Origin of the sequence: Paenibacillus sp. BR2-3 (genome assembly GCF_046529485.1) — a bacterium.
Taxonomy (GTDB): domain Bacteria; phylum Bacillota; class Bacilli; order Paenibacillales; family Paenibacillaceae; genus Paenibacillus_AQ.
Genome location: NZ_CP126311.1, coordinates 1661293 through 1680633 on the forward strand (window position 1 = coordinate 1661293; position 19341 = coordinate 1680633).

The 19341-nt window shown below is 52.4% G+C and carries 12 protein-coding genes and 1 other annotated feature; of the genes, 11 read left to right on the forward strand and 1 reads right to left on the reverse strand.

The features are described from left to right. Window positions 1-2: 2 nt before the first annotated feature. Genes PaeBR_RS07865 through cobA form a run of 3 tightly spaced genes read left to right on the forward strand, consistent with a single transcriptional unit; the run spans window position 3 to window position 3180 of the window. Window positions 3-650: a bifunctional precorrin-2 dehydrogenase/sirohydrochlorin ferrochelatase gene (locus tag PaeBR_RS07865; RefSeq protein WP_410514295.1), complete on the forward strand. Its 648-nt coding sequence runs from the start codon at window positions 3-5 to the stop codon at window positions 648-650. A 2-nt stretch (window positions 651-652) separates the two neighbouring features. Continuing rightward, window positions 653-1627, forward strand: a complete 975-nt coding sequence (gene hemC, locus PaeBR_RS07870; RefSeq protein WP_410514296.1) for a hydroxymethylbilane synthase — start codon at window positions 653-655, stop codon at window positions 1625-1627. A 5-nt stretch (window positions 1628-1632) separates the two neighbouring features. Next, window positions 1633-3180 carry a uroporphyrinogen-III C-methyltransferase gene (cobA, locus tag PaeBR_RS07875; protein ID WP_410514297.1) on the forward strand — a complete coding sequence of 516 codons (1548 nt, stop codon included), beginning with the start codon at window positions 1633-1635 and terminating at the stop codon, window positions 3178-3180. Window positions 3181-3872: 692 nt separating this feature from the next. Here cobA and PaeBR_RS07880 read toward each other — a convergent pair. After that, window positions 3873-5336: a transposase gene (locus tag PaeBR_RS07880; protein ID WP_410514298.1), complete on the reverse strand. Its 1464-nt coding sequence runs from the start codon at window positions 5334-5336 to the stop codon at window positions 3873-3875. Between the two features lie 252 nt (window positions 5337-5588). Between PaeBR_RS07880 and hemB the strand changes: the two genes are divergently transcribed. The 8 genes from hemB (at window position 5589) to PaeBR_RS07920 (ending at window position 19339) form a co-directional block, all read left to right on the forward strand. Next, window positions 5589-6587, forward strand: coding sequence for a porphobilinogen synthase (gene hemB / locus PaeBR_RS07885; protein WP_410514299.1), 999 nt, complete (start codon window positions 5589-5591; stop codon window positions 6585-6587). Between the two features lie 68 nt (window positions 6588-6655). Beyond that, window positions 6656-7957: a glutamate-1-semialdehyde 2,1-aminomutase gene (hemL, locus tag PaeBR_RS07890; protein ID WP_410514300.1), complete on the forward strand. Its 1302-nt coding sequence runs from the start codon at window positions 6656-6658 to the stop codon at window positions 7955-7957. Beyond that, entirely contained in the window at window positions 7954-8895 is a 942-nt protein-coding gene (locus tag PaeBR_RS07895; RefSeq protein WP_410514301.1) for an RluA family pseudouridine synthase, read from the forward strand. The genes hemL and PaeBR_RS07895 overlap by 4 nt, the downstream gene beginning before the upstream one ends. Window positions 8896-10710: 1815 nt before the next feature. Beyond that, window positions 10711-12057 carry a LysM peptidoglycan-binding domain-containing protein gene (locus PaeBR_RS07900; protein ID WP_410514302.1) on the forward strand — a complete coding sequence of 449 codons (1347 nt, stop codon included), beginning with the start codon at window positions 10711-10713 and terminating at the stop codon, window positions 12055-12057. 95 nt (window positions 12058-12152) lie between these two features. After that, window positions 12153-12441 (forward strand) — a binding site (T-box leader). 164 nt (window positions 12442-12605) lie between these two features. Beyond that, window positions 12606-15242, forward strand: coding sequence for a valine--tRNA ligase (locus tag PaeBR_RS07905; RefSeq protein ID WP_410515115.1), 2637 nt, complete (start codon window positions 12606-12608; stop codon window positions 15240-15242). A 5-nt stretch (window positions 15243-15247) separates the two neighbouring features. Further along, complete coding sequence (locus PaeBR_RS07910) at window positions 15248-16624, forward strand: bifunctional folylpolyglutamate synthase/dihydrofolate synthase (RefSeq protein ID WP_410514303.1); 1377 nt, start codon at window positions 15248-15250, stop codon at window positions 16622-16624. Between the two features lie 6 nt (window positions 16625-16630). Further along, window positions 16631-18007, forward strand: coding sequence for a UDP-N-acetylmuramate--L-alanine ligase (gene murC / locus PaeBR_RS07915; RefSeq protein WP_410514304.1), 1377 nt, complete (start codon window positions 16631-16633; stop codon window positions 18005-18007). A gap of 168 nt (window positions 18008-18175) precedes the next feature. Further along, window positions 18176-19339: a GGDEF domain-containing protein gene (locus PaeBR_RS07920; protein ID WP_410514305.1), complete on the forward strand. Its 1164-nt coding sequence runs from the start codon at window positions 18176-18178 to the stop codon at window positions 19337-19339. Window positions 19340-19341: the final 2 nt, after the last annotated feature.

Below are 19341 nucleotides of genomic sequence, written 5' to 3' on the forward strand. Positions count from 1 at the left end.
ATATGACTGTGTACTTGCCTATTATGCTGGATTGTCATGGACAACGATGTCTGGTCGTCGGCGGCGGAATCATCGCCCAGCGAAAGGTGGAGGGATTGCTTGAAGCCGGAGCGGCAGTAACCGTTGTTAGTCCTTCACTGACATCTTTGCTAGCTGAGCTGGAAAAGAAGGACTTATTGATTTGGCACAATCGAGAGTTTGCTCCCGGAGATACCCGTGGAGCCTTTCTCGTATATGCAGCCAGCAATGATCACGCGGTGAACCTGGAAGTGGCGGGGGAAGCCCGCAGCCTGGGCATTCCCGTTAATGTGGCAAGTCAGGCGGAAGCGGGAAACTTCATCACGCCCGGGGTGCTTCGCCGTGGACGGCTGACGGTGGCGGTCTCTACGTCCGGTGCCGGTCCGGGAGTGACTGCCGGGATCAGGGACCTTTTGGCAGAAACGCTGGGCGAGGAATATGGTCCTTATTTGGAATTTTTGCACTTCATGCGTACGGAGATCAAGCGGCGGGAGAGTTCGCCGGAGATCCGAAGCAGGCTGCTAAGGAAACTTGGCGGACTGGACGTGTTGAATGAGATGAGAGAGGGTACCTTTATAGAGTGGGATTCGGAGTCTGTCGACTCCTGGATTGCACATCACCGGGAGGAATAAAGATGCGGACGATTATTGTAGGCAGCAGACAAAGCGCGCTGGCCTTAACTCAGACGGGCCAGGTCATTGCAGATTTGGAGGCGCTGAGCTTGAAGCATGGATTTCCGTTCAGGTTCGAGGTGCGCAAGATTATTACGAAAGGCGACCGGATTCTTGACGTTACACTGTCCAAGGTGGGCGGAAAAGGGCTGTTCGTCAAAGAGATTGAACAGGCCATGCTGGATAAGGAGATCGACATGGCTGTACACAGCATGAAGGATATGCCTTCCGAGCTGCCGGACGGTCTGATGAACGGCGCCGTACCTAGACGTGCCGATCCCCGGGACTGTCTTATTTCTGCCGGGGGTGTGACTCTTGCGGAGCTGCCGCTGGGATCGCGTGTCGGCACGAGCAGCCTGCGCCGCGCAAGCCAGCTCGCGGCGCTGCGTCCAGATCTGGTCATTGAGCCGGTGCGCGGCAATATTGACTCCCGGCTGCGGAAGCTGGAGAGCGGCGAGTACGACGCGATTCTGCTCGCGGCGGCGGGGCTTGCCCGCATGGGCTGGGAAGACCGGGTGAGCGACTATCTGACACCGGAGGCCTGTCTGCCTGCGGTAGGTCAGGGTGCGCTCGGCATAGAATGCCGTGAGGATGACAGTGAGCTGCGGAGCCTGCTGGCGTTGTATAATGATGAGGATACGTCGCTGACGGTAACGGCCGAGCGCACTTTTCTCGGTGTGCTGAACGGTGGGTGCCAGGTACCCATTGGGGCTTTTGCCGTATTGGATGAGGCCGGGACAACGTCTGAGGTTGAAGCTGTTGCTGGCAAGGGAACAACGCGGACAATCTCGTTAACCGGGATGGTGGGAACGCCGGACGGCAGAACGATTTTGAAAGAAACCTGTGTGGGTGAAGATCCGGTAGCCCTTGGCGAAGAGGTGGCGAAGAAACTGATCGCCAAGGGCGCGGAGAAGATTTTGGCAGATGTAAGGGGATGACGGAAATGACGGGGAAAGTATATTTGGTGGGTGCAGGTCCGGGAGATGCGAAGCTGATTACGGTGAAGGGTCTGGAATGCATTCAAAAAGGCGATGTGCTGGTATATGACCGGCTGGCGAGTCCGAGGCTTTTGAAATCGATGAAGCCCGGCGGGGAAAAAATATATGTAGGCAAACGGCCAGACCGCCACACGATGAAGCAGGAGGAAATTAACCAGCTGCTCGTGGATCTGGCCTTGCAGGGCAAAACGGTGGTGCGGTTAAAAGGCGGCGATCCGACCATCTTTGGCCGTGTAGGCGAGGAAGCGGAGCTTTTGCGGAGAAATGGGATTCCTTATGAGATTGTGCCGGGAATTACTTCCGCAATCAGTGTGCCGGCTTATGCAGGGATTCCTGTGACGCACCGCGAGTATGCCTCCTCTGTGTCGATTATTACCGGACATGAAAACCCGGAGAAGCTCGACCATTCGATTCACTGGGATAAGGTGACGAATGCAACGGGTACGCTGGTGTTTCTGATGGGCGTAGCCAAGATAGGCTATATCAGCGCCCAACTGATCAAGCACGGGCGGCCGCCGGAAACGCCGGTGGCGCTTGTGCGCTGGGGGACGCGTCCGGAGCAGGAGACGCTTACAGGAACGCTCGCCGACATTGAGGCGAAGGTTACGGCGGCGAACTTCCAGCCGCCTGCGGTCATCGTCGTCGGCGATGTGGTGCTGCAGCGTGAGCAGCTGATGTGGGCGGAGGCGCTGCCGCTGTTCGGCAAGCGCATCGTGGTTACACGGGCGCGGAGCCAGGCGAGCGAGCTTGTGGATGCTATTGACGGACTCGGAGGCGAGGCCTACGAGTTCCCGGTCATTGAGACGGTCATGCCGGAAGGCGAGGAAAAGAAGGCGGAGCTTGCCGCCGCTCTTTCCGTGCTGGAGAGCTATGATTGGGTGTTCTTCACGAGTGTGAACGGAGTGGAGTACTTCTTCCGCCATTTGATGGAGCTGGGCGTGGACATCCGCCAATTGTTCCATGCGCGGATTGCTGCTGTGGGTCCCGCTACCGCTGAAGCACTGGCGATGCGCGGACTGCTCTCGGAAGAGCTGCCGGCCCGCTTCCAGGCGGAAGGCCTTATTGATGCCTTTGGCACAGAGCTGCTGCCGGGGCAAAAGGTTCTGCTCCCGCGCGGTGATCTGGCACGCGACTGGCTGCCGGACAAGCTGAAGGAGCTGGGGCTTCAGGTGACCGAAGCGGACACTTACGAGACGGTAGTGACCGGCGAGGATGATGAGGAGCTGCTGAAGTTGCTGGAGGAGGGACGCATACATGCCGTCACCTTCACCAGCTCTTCGACGGTGCGCAATTTCCTGCAAATCCTCCAACGGATGGGGCTGGAAGATCCGCTCCCGCTGCTGGCAAACGTTAAGATTGCCTGCATCGGTCCGGTGACCGAGCAGACCGCCGTCGAAGCCGGGCTTGCCCCCGGGCTGCTTGCCGCCGAGGCGACTATCGACGGACTGGTGACGGAGCTGTGCCGCTGGAATGCGGAGACGAAGAATAAATAGAGCATGGGGAGATGGGCATAAGCCTAGTGCTGCACTCTCCAAGGCGGTATGCGCCTGGGTATAAAGCATAAGTAACTGGTTAGTTGGATGTATTATGAAGCTTGGTGTCAGCCGAATGTTCACGTTGAGTTTATTTATGCGGTAGATGCCGTTACAGTGGGATTGCGAACTGCCCAATCTTCGGTGATACGTTGGGGCTGGGCTGGGGTGAGGCAAGGATGAGGCAAGGATGAGGCAAGGATGAGGCAAGGATGGACCTTAGTTGTACTCTGTACATTTATTATCCGCCATTTTTGGCTAAGAAGACACTTAGTTGTATTTGGTGCAGCTATATGTTCCAATTTAGGCCCAGAACCCCTTCTTGGCGGTTTTTAGTTGTACAGAGTGCAGCTAGAACCCAACTATGGGGAAGAATGACTCAAATAGATGTACGAAGTACAATTATACTCGGCTCGCAGCTGCAGTCACTTGGGAAACAGCACAAGACCAGCTCGGCATTATAGTTACCTGATAACAGCGCAAGGGCAGCTCGGCATATTTAGATACTTTAATAGCCTCTCGGAATAAGAAACGATTTCAAGAGGTGACTACCGTAAAAACTGAGTAATCGAGCTGTAAAATGTGGAAAGTGAAAACCAGTTTCAAAAAAGGGCAGACTTCGCCCTTGGGATCAGATCATTTTTTAAAAAAAGTTAGGCCAGAAAAGGACGAAAGACGGTTTTCAAAAGATCCCATTCTTCTTTTTGGCTGAGGTACCAGGCGTGCATGTGTTGGCAGATCATAATGCCGTAGATGCGGTTGTACCACATCATCGTGGAAAGGTGCCGACCGGATTCAAGCTTGTAGTCAATCTTCTCGCGCTTGTTGGAACGTTCCACCGAGGTGCGGCGCTTGTAAATGAGCTTCCACTTCTCGGACCCGCGAAGCGTCTTGGGAAACATGCGGAGATTGTCGCGGCTGAACGTGTGGTAGGTTAAGCCATACTTGGCGGACGAACAGCCGCAGGCCGGAGAGCATCTCCACTTCCGACGGTTCTGGGACTTGTCAAAACCGTTGGGTCTCATTTCATTGCCCTTGGGACAAAGGGGAATGCCGGTGGGAGAAATCTTCACTTCGCTGCCCGTTGCCGTATTTTTCGTGCCCCGGGGGTTGAGGTCAATGAACGGCTCGATGTGGTGAGTATCGAGAAGCTTGTAAATCGCTTCGGTGTCGTGAGCGGCATCAAGCAGCATTTTGTCCACCGTGCCCAAGGTGAATCGTTGCTGAAATTCGGTTGTGCTCAGGACCAGGCTAACCCCGTCATGCTGAGAGGCAGATTGGAGTCTGGGATAGAGCGGCAAATCGTGAGGACTATCCGCCGCCGAGATCATGTACAGGTGGTAGCCATTAAAGTATCTTTCGCGTGCGCTGTCCCAGCCGGAGTCGCAGTCGGGCTGGGAATACAGACGAGGATGGTTGCAGACAAGGATACCGCGGGCGCGACAATCGCAAGTCGGTTTGCTGCGGGGATAGACGGAAGTGACGAGCGGTGTGCCATCACCGGCCGTAGTTAGCGCCGAAATGTCCCCGAGCAAACCGAGGCTTGCGGATGTGGAAAGAAACTGAGTTTGGAAAAAGTCAAAGAGACGGTCGGAAGGCAGAACGGGATTCTTCTCGGGATGCGAAAGAATCCACTGAACCAGGCGCTTGATTCTGCCGGGAGTGGCGGTTGGCGCTTTTTCTCCTTTCTTGCCTCTCTTGGTTTTACGCTTGCGTTTGGGTTGGCGCTTAGGTCTCCAGTGGGGAGTAGAGCCGTTCCAAAAGCGGGCTAAAAAGTCGTAAAAAGTACTCACGCCGGGCAGGTCATCTAGAGGAAAGCCACTAAGAATGGCGTAAATGGGCGTACGCTTCATGACGTTAATCCATTCGGTGAGCCCGACCTGGGGGCAGGTCATGAGGAAGAGTAAGTAGGAGCGCAGCATGGAGGCCGGATCGCGAGGCAGAGGTCCCCGTGTAGAATAAGCATCCTGCAAAAAATCCGTAACGGGGGACAAATCGGTCATCCAGAAGATGGCGGCTAGAGGCCAGTCTTTCCGAATGAGAAAGACGTTGCCCTCCTGAAGTTGCCGAAGGACAACATCCTGATACTGGGAATGGGGAACGAGAATCGGTTTCATGAACAACACTCCAATCGCGAGTAGTGAAAAAAAACCCTTACCACGCGATTTTGGAAAAATGGGCTAAAAGTCAAGGCCTTTTTTAAAGGAATTTGTCACAATCTCCAAATTATTTTCCAATTTGGATAGGGACTGAAAAACCCATTCCCCTGTGAAAGTAGGAGGATGGCATATTGGATGAAACAAGGAAACCCTTGTCCCATCTGCCTCGGCGAATGCCGAGAGGCTATTTTACATTAAGGAGGCGGCAGAATGAGTTTTCCAATTACACGCCACCGCCGGTTACGCGGCTCGGCCGGTATTCGCGGAATGGTGCGTGAGACGATGCTGCATGTGCTGGATTTTGTGCAGCCGATATTTGTAACTTATGGAACAGGTGTGAAGAATGAGATCGGCTCGATGCCGGGCGTTTATCATTTCTCGCTGGATACCCTCAAGGAAGAAGTGGACGAGATCTACGCTTTGGGTATCCCCGCTGTATTGCTGTTCGGAATTCCCGAGACTAAGGATGCTGTGGGTTCTTCCGGTTTTGACGAAAATGGTATCGTGCAGGAGGCTACACGCCTTATCAAGCAGTGGTATCCTGAACTCCTGGTCGTTGCCGATACCTGTCTGTGTGAGTTCACGGATCACGGCCATTGCGGCATGATACATACGCATACAGTGGATGGGGTAGTGCATGGGGATGTGCTGAATGATGCTTCTTTGGAGATTTTGGCACGCACAGCGGTATCCCAGGTAAAAGCCGGAGCGGACATCATTGCGCCTTCCAATATGATGGACGGCTTTGTGGCGGCAATACGTGCCGGACTCGATGAGGCGGGTTTCGAGCATGTGCCGATTATGTCGTATTCGGTAAAATACGCTTCCGCGTTCTATGGTCCCTTTCGTGAGGCAGCGGATTCCGCACCTCAGTTCGGTGACCGGAAGACGTATCAGATGGATCCGGCCAACCTGCGGGAGGCGATCCGTGAAGCGGAGTCGGACGTGCTGGAGGGAGCGGACATGCTGATGGTGAAGCCGGCGCTTGCTTATCTGGATGTCATCCGTACGATTCGTGACCAGTTCGATCTTCCGCTGGTTGCCTACAACGTGAGCGGCGAATATTCCATGGTGAAGGCGGCAGCGCAGCAGGGCTGGATCGATGAGCAAAAAATTGTGCTGGAAATGCTGACCGGCATGAAGCGGGCGGGAGCGGATATCATCATTACTTATTTTGCGAAGGATGCGGCCCGCTGGCTGCGTGACTAACTAATGCTAATGCTAATGCTAATGCTTGCGGAAATATGTTATTGAGAACAGGATGGGAGTGGAGAACGATGGGCATTGAACGTGCTGCGCGCCGGGAAGAGGCTTCCCGGAACGCTTTTGAAGAGGCGAAGAAGTATATCCCCGGCGGGGTGAACAGCCCGGTACGGGCGTTCAAATCGGTCGGTCTGACACCGGTTTATGTAGATCATGGTGAAGGCTCGCGGATCTACGATATCGACGGCAATTCCTTTATCGACTATGTCTGCTCATGGGGGCCGCTTATTATGGGGCATGCTCATCCGGAGGTCGTGAAGGCACTGCAGGAAACGGCGGTAAAAGGGACAAGCTTCGGAGCGCCGACCCTGCTGGAGACGGAAATGGCCAAAACGGTCGTAGAACGCGTGCCGTCGGTGGACATTGTACGCATGGTAAATTCCGGTACGGAGGCCACGATGAGTGCCATTCGGCTGGCACGTGGATTCACGGGCCGGAGCAAGATTCTAAAGTTCGAAGGCTCATACCACGGCCATGCGGACAGTCTGCTTATCAAGGCCGGCTCCGGTGTAGCTACGCTGGGGCTGCCGGACAGCCCCGGTGTTCCGGAAGGTGTCGCAATGAACACCATTACCGTACCTTACAACGATCTGGAATCGGTTAAAATCGCATTCGAACGCTACGGCAACGAAATTGCCGCTATTATTGTTGAGCCGATCGCCGGGAACATGGGCGTAGTGCCTCCCCAGCCGGGCTTTCTGGAAGGGCTGCGCAAGGTGACGACGGGTTATGGGGCTCTGCTTATTTTTGACGAGGTCATGACCGGTTTCCGTGTCGGGCTCAATTGTGCCCAGGGCCTGTTCGGGATTACACCGGATCTTACCTGCTTCGGTAAAGTCATTGGCGGAGGCTTGCCAGTCGGTGCCTATGGCGGCCGCCGGGATATTATGGAACAGATCGCCCCCTCGGGGCCGATCTATCAGGCAGGTACGCTTAGCGGCAATCCGCTTGCGATGGCTGCGGGGCTGACGACACTAAAGCTGCTGACACCTGAAGTCTACGACCGTCTGGAAAGTCTGGGAAGCCGTCTGGAGGAAGGACTGAAGCGCAATGCCGCCGAGGTTGGAATCCCGCTGACTATTAACCGTGTTGGCTCCATGGTATGCCCTTTTTTCACAGAGGGTCCGGTGAACAACTATGATACGGCCAAGGGGAGTAATCTGGATACCTTCCGCCGTTATTTTGGCGAAATGCTGGGTCAGGGAATCAGTGTGCCGCCTTCCCAGTTTGAAGGCATGTTCGTATCGGCGGCGCATAGCGAGCAGGATATCGACGATACGATTGAGGGGCATTATAACGCCCTCAAGGCGTTGTGAGGTCATTGGAATCCACTGGCGGCGGCCGCTGGACAAGACGCGGGGAATGGCTTGAGGTTACCCCCGGCAGAGTGATTACCGGTGCGGAAGATACAGAAGCTGCAATCGACAAGTGGCTGCTGGAAACCGTCCGAATGCCCGACAAGCTGCACGAACGGCTGCGGCGGGAGGGGAAGATCCAGTGGAAAGGCGACCGGCTGCGGCTGGCTCTTTTTCCGGATAAGGAAGCAGGAATTGAGCCGGTGTGGCAGGATATTAATGTTTTGTATGAGGATGATTTCTGCCTTGTTGTTCATAAACCCGCAGGAATGGCGGTTCATCCTGATGGCAGCGGAATCGGTGTAACACTGGATCATGTGGTTGCGGCGCATTATGCATCTGCCGGGGAATCCGTGGCTGTACGCCACATTCATCGTCTGGACAAGGATACTACGGGTCCTGTGCTGTATGCCAAGAATGAGTTCGCACAGCTTGTGCTGGATGAAGAAATGCGGGCCAAGATTATTTCACGGCAGTATGTTGCTATTGTAAAAGGACGGGTAGCACCGGGGCTCAAGGTTATTGATCAACCGATTGGCCGTGACCGTCATCATGCCGCGCGGAGAAGGGTGTCCCCGGGAGGGCAGCAGGCAGTTACAAGAATTGTAGGCCGTGAAGTATGGAACGAGGCGAGTCTGCTGCATGTGCAGCTGGAGACCGGACGGACCCACCAGATTCGTGTCCATCTCAGTCATATGGGCCATCCCTTGTTCGGCGATGAGCTGTATGGGGAAGCCGGGGGCAAGAATAGCAAGCCCGATTTCGGCCGTCAGGCACTGCATGGCGAATCCCTTGCTTTCAGACATCCCTGGAGCGGAGAACAACAGGAGGTTATCGATCCGCTGCCGGAAGATCTAAATCAGCTCTGTAGCGAATTGAGCGCAGGCTTAAGACCTTAGGACGATTTCATAGCAAAAGGATCAAAGGATCAGCCGAACGCTGCAGCTTTTGATCCTTTTTTTATAGCTTAGTTGGTTATCATGCGTTTTTTAGCTGGTAATGGCCGACAGCAGAGGAGGCCGGGTTTCTGTGTAGCTGGGAAGACTGTGCTTAATAGAATTTGGCTCTTACTCCTGTAGCTCCGGAACCGTACCGATTCCTGCACAATGTACAACAATTCCACCCCTGTAGCCTCGGAACCGTACCGATTCCTGCAGAAAGTACAACAATTCCACCCCTGTAGCTTCGGAACCGAACCGATTCCTGCACGAAGTACAACAATTCCATCCCTATAGCTCCGAATTCGTACTGATTCCTGCACAATGTACAACAATTCCACCCCTGTAGCTCCGGAACCGAACCGATTCCTGCACAATGTACAACAATTCCACCCCTGTAGCTCCGGAACCGAACCGATTCCTGTACAATGTGCAACAATTCCACCCCTGTAGCTCTGGAACTATACCGATTCCTGCACGAAGTACAACAATTCCACCCCTGTAGCCTCGGACCCGCACCGATTCCTGCACAAAGTACAACATTCCTCCCTCTGTAGCCTCGGAACCGAACCGATTCCTGCAGAAAGTACAACAATTCCACCCCTGTAGCTCCGGAACCGTACCGATTCCTGCAGAAAGTACAACAATTCCACCCCTATAGCTCCGGAACCGTACCGATTCCTGCACGAAGTACAACAATTCCACCCCTGTAGCCTCGGAACAGTACGGATTCCTGCACGAAGTACAATAATTCCACCCCTGTAGCCTCGGAACCGTACCGATTCCTGCACAATCTACAACAATTCCACCCCTATAGCTTCGGAAACGTACCGATTCCTGCACAATGTACAACAATTCCACCCCTGTAGCCTCGGAACCGTACCGATTCCTGCACAAAGTACAACAATTCCACCCCTGTAGCCTCGGAAACGTACCGATTCCTGCACAATGTGCAACAATTCCACCCCTGTAGCCTCAGAACCGTACCGATTCCTGCACGAAATACAACAATTCCACCCCTGTAGCTCCGGAACCGTACCGATTCCTGCAGAAAGTACAACAATTCCACCCCTGTAGCTTCGGAATCATACCGATTCCTGCACAAAGTACAGGCCTGTTGATTAACCAACAATTGGTATCTTTTTGTCGATACAATAACATTACCCATTCCGCTTTCAAGAGCTGTAACAGAAGCAGACAAGCAAAAGCGGCAAAGGACATGTGAATATAACGACCTTGACGGTCTGCAGTGTGCTTACGTTACACACTTAATTGCATTCTGTGCAACTATATGGGAGAAAACGGAGTACATCTTACTTACAATTGCATTTCGTGCAACTAAAATAGAGAAAATATCCGTTTTCCCGCCATTCTCCGCTAAATAGTTGCAGCATGTACAACTAAGTTGCTTTATGTTGACTTACGGCGAGTAATAATTGCACCAAGTGCAACTATAGGCGGATGAGGTCCGCCAGAATCTGGTCTGCCGGAATCAGGTAACCGTAGGCGGCCTTTTGTATCCATTTTTTGTATAATCAACAGACCTGCACAATGTACAACAATTCGGTCGATCCCCCCACCTCACGCGATCCCCCCACCTCAAGTCGATCCCCCTACCTCACAGTGAAGCTTAAATTACCGGCGCTGGTTCCACTGCGGAGTCAATTTTGTCATGTGTCCCTTATTTATGCATATACATGAGTGGAGTAACAGTTTGGGCTCATACTCTGAGCTTGCCCTCAGAGTTAGATTATGCCAAGAAGGAGGACATTTCCCGTGTTTGACCAGTCCCACGGCTTGCGGTTTGATATTTATGAACGCATTCATCTGCCTCAAGAACTCCCGGGAATCGCTGAACTGGAAGAGGTTGAACTGCTCCCGGAAATCCAGGTAATTCAGCGGGAGGACCGGGCAGAGCTATATGGACAGCTGCTGCTGACCGGCCTTTACCGGAGTGAAGATGACAGAACACAGCGGTTGGAACACGCCATTCCAGTTGAAATTACAGTTCCGCTGACCCGGGTCAGCTCGTTTGAAGACATAGGGGTGGAGATTGAGAATTTCGATATTGATTTGCTAACGATGCGCAGTGTGAATATAACAGGTGTATTGTCGCTGCGGGGGATCAGAGGAACGGAAACTGTGCCTGACTGGCAGCAGGAGGAGTATACCGTAGCTTATTCTTCCGCAGAAGAGGACCGGGCTTTGTCGGGGACGGGTACGGGGACGGTTGACATTCATGAACGCGAAGGTGACGCCTTATACGAGAATTCTCAATGGACTTTTGGCGAGGGAGCCTTCGAGGAATCCGCCTTGGAGCTTAAAACAGTTGCAGAAGCAGTGGACGATAATGAAAATTCTGTCTTCTCTGAACAAGAGAAGGACAAGGAACTTTTGGTCCACACGCACAGTATAAGCGATGCCACGGACGGGATACGGACGGAGGCAAGCAACTATTGGAATAAGTCGGAAGCCTGGAATTTCGCGAAGACTGTTAATGAACGCAAGGATTCTGCCCTTACCGGATCGCTCGCAAACACGGGCACTTCTAACAAAGATGAAGCAGAAGAGGCTGCCTTGAATGTCTTTATCAGCGAAGAAGGAAGTACCAGTACCTCTTCCGGGGATGAAGCCTATGGGGAAGCTTACTCCGAGGCCTTCTCCAAGGAAAAGGATGAAGCCGATTCAAGCCTCACCCCTGCTAATGAAGGATATGCCTCATCAGAGATTGCTTCCATTCCGGAAGAGAAACCGGATCTGAAGATTGCACTCGGCAGCAATAAAGAGCCGAAGGCTGAAGAGAAGGAGCATTTCACTTTCTCGTCGCTTTTGAATTCCAGCCGTTCCCGTAAGGAGCAGGAGGATCTGAGTGCCGGGGAAGCGGCCTCTGATGCAGCGGCAGCCTCTGTGGATACCGCCGGCGACCGGGAATGGAAGAACCGATTCATCGGCGGGATTCAAGGCGCGGACTTATTCCGGAAGGTCCGGCTCTGCATTGTACAGCGGGAAGAAACACTGGACACCATTGCCGAAAAGTATCAGCTTAGCGCAAGGGAGCTGGTAATGTACAACCGCTTGTCCGGGCAGAACGTCGAGGAAGGCCAGGTATTGTACATTCCGTAATTGTACATTCCGTAATTGTACATTCCCTAATGCTTTCCGGGCCCAGGTTGACTAAAGCTTGACTCTAAAGGTATTATGGAGTAAGCAATATCTAGTCAAAGACTGGGAACGGGAAGAGTAGGCAGTCAGCCCTTCAGAGAGTGGAAATGTCAACAGCTGTGAATTTCCGCAGGATGCATGTCAGCCGAAGTCGCCCCGGAGTCGCCTGTCTGAATCTGTCTTCATTTCTATGAATGACAAGGTAGGATCTGGCCGGCCGCAGCCGTTAACCTGCATGAGTGTCGCGCTAAGCGCCGGAGCCCTGCGGTCCCGGAGCGGAGTTTTATTGTTCCATTGGCGCGAAACAAAGGTGGTACCGCGAAAGAATGGCCTTTCGTCCTTTGAGACGAGGGCCTTTTTGTTTTTTTCGGAATAAAAAAATAGTTAAGATTCACATCATACGGAGGTATCAGAGAATGGCTGAACAAGACAACCTGATGTCGGCAGAATTGCCGGGCTTGCAGGATACTGCGGAGGATAACGCCGCTGCAAATGATTCGAAAAGTGATATGCCGACTACATATGATCCCAAAGCGGCGGAACAGAAATGGTATGCCTATTGGACAGAGGGCGGATATTTCCGCGCGGGCGAGCGCCCGGATGCACAGCCCTACAGCATTGTAATTCCGCCTCCAAATGTAACCGGGATGCTCCACATCGGCCATGCGCTGGATTTCACGCTGCAGGATATCCTGATCCGCACCAAGCGGATGCAGGGTTTTGATACCCTATGGCTGCCGGGAACGGACCATGCCGGTATCGCAACACAGACAAAGGTGGAGCAAAAGCTGCGCCAGCAGGGTATATCCCGGCATGATCTCGGACGCGAGAAATTCCTGGATCAGGTCTGGGACTGGAAAGAGCAGTATGCGGAAACGATTCACGAGCAATGGGCCAAGATGGGTCTGTCCCTCGACTATTCACGCGAGCGCTTCACCCTGGATGAGGGCTTATCGAAAGCGGTTCGCGAAGTTTTCGTGAAGCTGTATGAGAAGGGCCTGATCTATCGCGGCAAAAGAATCATCAACTGGGACCCTGCGGCCCGTACAGCTTTGTCCGATATCGAGGTTGAATATAAGGAAGTCAACGGTCACCTGTACCACCTCCGTTATCCGCTTAAGGACGGCAGCGGGTCTATTACTGTGGCGACCACGCGTCCGGAGACGATGCTGGGCGATACGGCGGTAGCAGTTCATCCGGAGGATGAGCGCTATAAGGATCTGATCGGCAAAATGCTGATCCTGCCTATTATTGGCCGCGAAATTCCGATTATCGCCGATGAGTATGTGGATAAGGAATTTGGAAGCGGTGCGGTTAAGATCACTCCAGCCCATGATCCGAATGATTTCGAGGTGGGTCTGCGTCATAACCTGCCGCAAATCAATGTGATGGATGAGAGCGGCACCATGAACGCGGAAGCCGGACCTTACCAGGGCCAGGACCGCAGTGAATGCCGTAAAGCCATTACTGCGGATCTTAAGGAGCAGGGTGTATTGATTTCCATCGAGGACCATCTGCACCAGGTTGGACATAGCGAACGCTCAGGAGCTGTTGTTGAGCCTTATCTGTCCACCCAATGGTTCGTCAAAATGCAGCCGCTCGCCGAAGCCGCAATCGCTGCTCAGAAGGACGGCAGCGGTGTTAATTTTGTTCCGGACCGCTTTGAGAAAATCTATCTGAACTGGATCGAGAATGTACGCGACTGGTGTATTTCCCGCCAGCTGTGGTGGGGTCACCGCATTCCTGCCTGGTATTCCGAGTCAACTGGTGAGCTCGTGGTTGCCCGTGACGAAGAGGAAGCGCGCAGAATCAGCGGGCTTGACGACCTGAAGCAGGATGAAGACGTACTTGATACCTGGTTCAGCTCCGGATTATGGCCGTTCTCAACAATGGGTTGGCCGGATGAAAATAGCAAAGATTATGAACGTTATTATCCGAACAATGTACTTGTTACGGGTTACGATATTATTTACTTCTGGGTTGCGCGCATGATCTTCACCGCACTTGAATTCACCGGGGAGAAGCCATTCTCCGATGTGCTGATCCACGGTCTGGTGCGCGATTCCGAAGGACGCAAAATGTCCAAATCGCTCGGCAACGGCATTGACCCGCTGGAGGTTATCGAGAAATACGGCGCCGACGCGATGCGCTACATGATTTCAACGGGAAGCACAGCAGGTCAGGACCTGCGTTTCCGCTGGGAGCGGGTGGAACAGGCGCGTAATTTCGCCAACAAGATCTGGAATGCTTCACGCTTCGCACTCATGAATCTGGAAGGCGTGACCTTCGAGGATATTGACATTACCGGTGAGCTTAGCACGGCGGATCGTTGGATTTTACACCGTCTGAACGAAACTTCTCGTGATATTACGCGTCTAATTGACTCGTATGAGTTCGGTGAGACCGGCCGACTTCTATACAATTTCATCTGGGACGATCTGTGTGACTGGTATATCGAGTTCGCGAAGCTGTCGCTGTATGGTGCGGATGCCGCGGCCAAGGCCAAGACGCAATCCGTGCTTGCTTATGTGCTTGACCGGACGCTGCGCCTGATTCACCCGTTCATGCCGTTCATCTCGGAAGAAATTTGGCAGCATTTGCCGCATCATGGGGAGACTATAACCCTGGCAGCTTGGCCTGAATATGATCCTGCATTGGAGAATGCCGAAGCGGTTGCCGAAATGAACCTGCTGATGGACATTATCCGTGCTGTACGAAATATCCGTGCTGAAGTGAATGTGCCGATGAGCAAGAAGGTGGAGCTGATCATCAAAGCCGGTAACGGAGAAACCTTGAGCATTATCAGCCGCAACGATAATTACATCGGCCGCTTCTGCAACACTTCTTCTTTCGAAGCCGGACTGAATCCGGAAACTCCGGACAAGGTGATGTCGGCTGTGGTTACGGGAGCGGAGCTTCTTTTGCCTCTGTCCGGGTTAATTGATATTGAACAGGAAATTGCCCGTCTGGAAAAAGAAGTGCTAACCCTGAACAGTGAAGTGGAACGGGTGGAAAAGAAGCTGGGCAATCAGGGCTTCGTCGCCAAGGCTCCGGCCAAAGTCATCGAAGAAGAACGGGCCAAGCAGGCGGATTACTCCGCCAAACGGGAAAAGGTGCTCGCCCGCATCGCAGAGCTGAGAGGATAAGAGACATGGAAGATATACTCGGGGGCGGCAGCAACGCCCCTCTAGGGACATATACAGAAGCGGTAGACTGGATAAACAGCCTTATTCCATTCGGCATTCGTCCGGGTCTGGAACGGATCGAGCTGCTTATGGAGCGGCTCGGCAATCCGCAGCGCAGGCTGAAGTTCATTCACGTGGCGGGTACGAACGGAAAAGGCTCAACCTGTGCTTTTTTGACAAGTGTATTGCTGCAAAGCGGTTATTCCGTCGGTACATTCACCTCACCCTATATTACGAAATTCACAAACCGGTTTCAGTATAACGGTGAAGACATTCCTGAAGAAACGTTGACCAAGCTGGCGAATACACTGCATCCGCTGGTGCAAGAAATGGCCGGCAGTGAGCTGGGCTCGCCTACGATGTTCGAAGTGGCTACGGCTCTGGCAATTCTCTTTTATGGACAGGAGTGTTATCCCGATGTTGTCGTATGGGAGACAGGGCTTGGGGGAAGGCTGGATGTAACGAATATTGTATCCCCGATCGTGTCGGTGATTACAAATGTAGGCTATGACCATACGGATGTTCTTGGAGATACACTGGAGCAGATTGCAACGGAGAAAGCCGGGATTATCAAGCCCGGTGTACCTGTTGTCAGCTGCGTAAATCAGCCCGAAGCGGTAGCTGTTCTTAAGCAAAAAGCGTCCGCATGCCGATCCAGCCTGTATCTTGCCGGAGAAGATTTCAGCTATGAACTCACGGGGATCGAGGACGGTGTGCAGTCTTTTGCCTTCAGGGGACCTTTTCGTTCACTGGATATAGAGATCGCTATGAAAGGCGCGCATCAGTGTACAAATGCCGCCGGAGCGATGATGGTGCTGGAGGTTTTACGGCAATACATGGCTTTTATGCTGGATGATGAGGATGTTCTGAAGGGATTCCGCAATACTTTCTGGGCCGGAAGGCTGGAGGAAATCGGCAATTCTCCGCGGATCATACTGGATGGAGCGCATAATCCCGAGGGTGCGGAGAGTCTGGCGAAGAGCCTGCCTCTGTTCTACAAATATGGAAAATTAAATTTGCTTATGGGTATGCTCTCAAACAAGCATCATGAATCCTATTTGGAGCATATACTTCCTATAGTGGATACGCTCATCCTGACCGAACCGGATTTCCGGAAGAAAATGGACGCGGAGAACCTGCATGGAATCGTGGAAAGTCTGCGGGAGAAATATGCCAAGGGGCATTTGGAAATCATAGTAGAACGTGATTGGGGCAAGGCGCTGCAGCTATTGAAATCGATGACGGATGAGAACGATCTTGCGGTCGTGTCCGGTACGCTGTATTTAATCGCAGATGTGCGCAGTGCACTTTTGCAGCAACCCGATTCTGAAAAAGGCTGGTGACAACTTTTGGATATTACTGAACGTGTTCATTTTATAGGGATCGGCGGTTACGGGATGAGCGCTATTGCCCGGGTCATGCTGGAGATGGGATATACCGTTACGGGCTCCGATGTGGCTGCCCAGGAGCTGACGGAGAAATTAATTGCCAAAGGCGCCAAGGTGTATATCGGACATACGGCCGAGCAGGTCAAGGGAGCAGACCTGGTGGTCTACTCTACTGCTTTGTCTAATGATAACGTTGAGCGGGTTGAAGCGGAGCGGCTGAATATTCCGATCATACATCGCTCACAAATGCTGGCACGTCTGCTGAACGAGCGTAAAGGCGTAGCCGTTGCAGGTGCCCATGGAAAGACTACAACCTCTTCAATGATAGCGCTCGTTATGGAAGAGTGCGGCGTTGATCCCACCTACATTATTGGCGGGGAAATCATGAACGTCGGCACGAATGCCAAGGCGGGACAAGGGGAATTTGTAGTTGCCGAAGCCGATGAGAGTGACGGCTCCTTCCTGCAATATCATCCATGGCTCGGCATCGTTACCAATATCGAAGCTGACCATCTCGAGAATTATGGCGGGGATTTCAATCGTCTGAAAGCTGCATACGTGCAGTTTATGAACCATCTTGGTGAAGACGGAACCGCGATTGTATGTGTGGATGACGAGAACGTCGTTTCCCTTTTGCCTGAAGTTAATGGCAAAGTGATTACGTACGGTGTCAAAACACAGACAGCCGATTATCTGGCTACCGACATTGTGCTGGGGGATCGCCAGGTATCGTTTACGATGAGCGGATACGGAGAAGTGCTTGGGCATATTGAACTGTCTGTTCCCGGACAGCATAACTTATATAATGCAATGGCAACCGTTATCGCTTGTCTCAAGGCAGGCATTCCATTCCAGGATATTGCGGGTGCCATTGTGAAATTCAATGGTGCCAAACGCCGTTTTCAGGTGCTTGGAGAAGTGAATGATATCCTGGTTATTGATGATTATGCTCATCATCCGACAGAAATACAGGCAACGATCAGCGCCGCCAAGGCTACCGGCAAACGTATTATCGCCGTGTTCCAGCCCCAGCGCTATACACGTACCTTCTTTCTGCTGGATGCATTCAGCCGTGCCTTTGCGGAAGCAGACGAGGTGATCATCACTGATATCTATTCACCTGCAGGTGAGAAACAGATAGAGGGTGTCACTTCCGCGAAGCTTGTAGAACTGATCGTACAGAACAGCAATGCCGGTGCGCGGTATCTGCCCCGCAAGGAGGATGTGCTCGCTGATCTGCAGGACCGGGTTGTTCCGGGGGACCTTGTAGTGACGATGGGTGCAGGCGATATTTGGAAAGTCGGACACGCGCTGGCTGATTATTTGAAAAAACGTTAGAATGATATAGAATGCACCGCCAAACAAGCGTATTTTCTTCTGGATCAGAGGAGAATACGCTTGTTTTCAAATCCGGGCAGCCTAAATCATTATTTATCTGCGCCTGTTTGCCGATATAGGCATAAGGGTATTGCTATTAAATATTGCTCATACTATGGTGGTGTAATAATGAACTTTGCTTTCGATATCCGGACACTATTAATTTTGCTGATTTTCGGGAACGTGTTCATTGTTATGCTCATTACGGCTTACCGCATAGGCTATCCCAAGGATACAGCCACGACTTTATTCGAAGCCTCTAAATGGCTGCAAAGCGCTTCATGGGTCGTACTGCTGCAGTTTGATCATGCCCCCCGCTGGATATTCCTTCCGCTGAGCAATGCTTTGATGCTGACCGGAGGGTGTCTGGAAGTTATGGCTCTGCTAATGATGATGGGAATGTTAGGCCCCAGGGTCAAGTTCTACTACTTGCTGCTGGCGGGAGGCAGTACTATTAGCTACGGTGTGATTTATCTTTTCTATAATTATGCGAATCTTCGTATTGCATCTGCTTCGTTATGGGCACTTTTATTTATTGTATACCCGGCTTATCATTTGACTTCAAATAAAGAAGGGTCTCCGCTTCAAAAAATAATGGGCGTTATGTACTATGTAATCGCACTTCTTATGCTGGTTCGGGGAGTAACGGCGCTTACGGCAGGACATGCCATGAATGTATTTACGCCGGGAACTGTTCAGTACGCCTATTATATCGGTATGTATATGTTTATGATATTGGGAACGGCAGGTTTTATTTTGCTCTCCAAGGAGCAGTCATACGAGGAATTAAAGAGACTGGCCACCTATGATGAACTGACGGGCATTCTAAACCGCAGATCGTTTATTTTACGGGCACAATTGAAAATAGCTGCTGCTGCAAAAAACATAGAGTTGGTGTCCCTTCTGGTGCTTGATATTGATCATTTCAAAAATGTCAACGATACGTACGGTCATGATATCGGTGATATTGTGCTGGCGGATTTCGCCGCGACAATCGGGCGCAATCTCGGCAGCGATGATTTGTTTGGCAGATTTGGAGGCGAGGAATTCGCCATTCTGCTAACCGGGATTGACGAGGTAACTTGTGACCGGAAGGCGGAGGAGCTGCGCAAAGCCGTCATGGAGACAACCTTTTGTGATATTCCGCTGAGTTATACCGTTAGTATCGGTGTCATAACCGTTGTACCCAATCAGCGAACCCCTCTGGACATGCTCTATAAGATCAGCGATGATGCGCTGTACCGTGCCAAGCGGGAGGGAAGAAACCGTGTAGTCAGAGGCCGGTGGTTATAGCT

Excerpts from the sequence above, each read along its gene's own strand:
- PaeBR_RS07865 (WP_410514295.1), top strand. The coding sequence starts at position 3 with ATGACTGTGTACTTGCCTATTATGCTGGATTGTCATGGACAACGATGT.
- hemC (WP_410514296.1), top strand. The coding sequence starts at position 653 with ATGCGGACGATTATTGTAGGCAGCAGACAAAGCGCGCTGGCCTTAACT.
- cobA (WP_410514297.1), top strand. The coding sequence starts at position 1,633 with ATGACGGGGAAAGTATATTTGGTGGGTGCAGGTCCGGGAGATGCGAAG.
- PaeBR_RS07880 (WP_410514298.1), bottom strand. The coding sequence starts at position 5,336 with ATGAAACCGATTCTCGTTCCCCATTCCCAGTATCAGGATGTTGTCCTT.
- hemB (WP_410514299.1), top strand. The coding sequence starts at position 5,589 with ATGAGTTTTCCAATTACACGCCACCGCCGGTTACGCGGCTCGGCCGGT.
- hemL (WP_410514300.1), top strand. The coding sequence starts at position 6,656 with ATGGGCATTGAACGTGCTGCGCGCCGGGAAGAGGCTTCCCGGAACGCT.
- PaeBR_RS07905 (WP_410515115.1), top strand. The coding sequence starts at position 12,606 with ATGCCGACTACATATGATCCCAAAGCGGCGGAACAGAAATGGTATGCC.
- PaeBR_RS07910 (WP_410514303.1), top strand. The coding sequence starts at position 15,248 with ATGGAAGATATACTCGGGGGCGGCAGCAACGCCCCTCTAGGGACATAT.
- PaeBR_RS07920 (WP_410514305.1), top strand. The coding sequence starts at position 18,176 with ATGAACTTTGCTTTCGATATCCGGACACTATTAATTTTGCTGATTTTC.